Here is a 1493-nt window from a genome sequence, read left to right as displayed (position 1 = left end):
AGTAGTGCCCCGTAGAGTGGTGTAACGATCCCGGCCAGTAAACGTCAGCGTGGCCACCGGGATCTTCCTTCGAGGAAACTCTCACATCCCACTCGAAAGGCGTCACACCGATGACCACTCCCTCTATTGTCGACCCTGCCACCGTCCTCACCAACGCGCTGGGCGACGCATCACCGGATCTGATGCGCACCCTGCTGCAAACCATGATCAACACCCTCCTCTCAGCCGAAGCAGATGCGATCTGCGGCGCCGAGTACGGGAAGCCCTCTGCTGACCGAGTGAATTCCCGCAACGGATACCGCACCCGTGAACTCGATACGCGTGTCGGAACCATAGACGTCGCGATCCCGAAGCTCCGCTCCGGCACGTACTTCCCCGAGTGGCTCCTCGAACGTCGCAAACGCTCAGAAGCGGCGATGATCACCGTCGTCGCTGACGCCTACCTCGCTGGCGTCTCAACGAGGCGGATGGACAAACTCGTGAAGACCCTTGGCATCCATTCCCTGTCGAAGTCGCAGGTCTCCCGAATGGCCGCCGATATGGACGAGCATGTGCGTGAGTTTCGCACGAGGCCGTTAGGTGAGGCCGGCCCGTTCACGTTCGTCGCGTGCGACGCACTCACGATGAAAGTGCGTGAGGGCGGGCGGGTGATCAACACCATGGTGCTCGTCGCGACCGGGGTGAACGCTGACGGGCATCGGGAAGTCCTGGGCATGCAAGTGGCGACCGCGGAGACCACGATGGCGTGGAACGGGTTCTTCGCAGACCTTGTCGCGCGCGGCCTCACCGGGGTGAAACTCATCACCTCTGACGCGCACGCTGGCCTCGTTGAAGCGATGCGCGCGAACTTCCCTGGGACGTCGTGGCAACGGTGTCGCACGCACTACGCTGCGAACCTGATGTCAGTGACCCCGAAGAGCATGTGGCCGGCGGTGAAAGCGATGCTGCATTCCGTGTACGACCAACCCGACCAGAAAAGTGTTGAGGCCCAATTCGACCGGCTCCTGGACTACGTCGAGGACAAACTCCCCGAAGTGCACGACCACCTCGATGCTGCCCGGGCTGACATTCTCGCGTTCACCACGTTCCCGAAAGATGTGTGGCAGCAGATCTGGTCGAATAACCCGAACGAGCGCCTGAACCGTGAGATCCGCCGCAGGACCGATGTGGTGGGGATCTTCCCGAACCGGGCCGCGATCACCCGCCTCGTCGGGGCCGTTCTTGCGGAGCAGTCTGACGAATGGGCCGAGGGTCGTCGTTACCTCGGTCTTGACGTTCTCGCGAGGTGCCGCCTCACGCTCGTGGGTACCGACACTATCGGCCAGCACCATGAGCTCCCCGAGCTCGGGGCCGCAGCATGAGCGCCCCCACTCCTGGGCTGTACTCCGACACCGTGAGTGAGCTCGTCGCGAGCATCTGCAATCACAACGAAAACTAGCCCCCACATCCCTGAAGGATCACGAAACGGTTACACCACTCCACGGGACTTGACC

1 protein-coding gene is annotated in these 1493 nt (G+C 62.2%); it reads left to right on the top strand.

The window, feature by feature from the left end:
- The first annotated feature begins 110 nt into the window (after nt 1-110).
- Nucleotides 111-1361: an IS256 family transposase gene (locus NH287_RS15000; RefSeq protein WP_193591830.1), complete on the top strand. Its 1251-nt coding sequence runs from the start codon at nt 111-113 to the stop codon at nt 1359-1361.
- The last annotated feature ends 132 nt before the right edge of the window (nt 1362-1493 follow it).

The sequence above is a fragment of the Microbacterium sp. CnD16-F genome, assembly GCF_024124465.1.
In the GTDB taxonomy this organism is placed as follows: Bacteria; Actinomycetota; Actinomycetes; order Actinomycetales; family Microbacteriaceae; genus Microbacterium; species Microbacterium gawkjiense.
This window is presented reverse-complemented; position numbering and strand designations above follow the sequence as displayed.

Coding starts and splice junctions, on each gene's coding strand:
- NH287_RS15000 (WP_193591830.1), top strand. CDS start 111: ATGACCACTCCCTCTATTGTCGACCCTGCCACCGTCCTCACCAACGCG.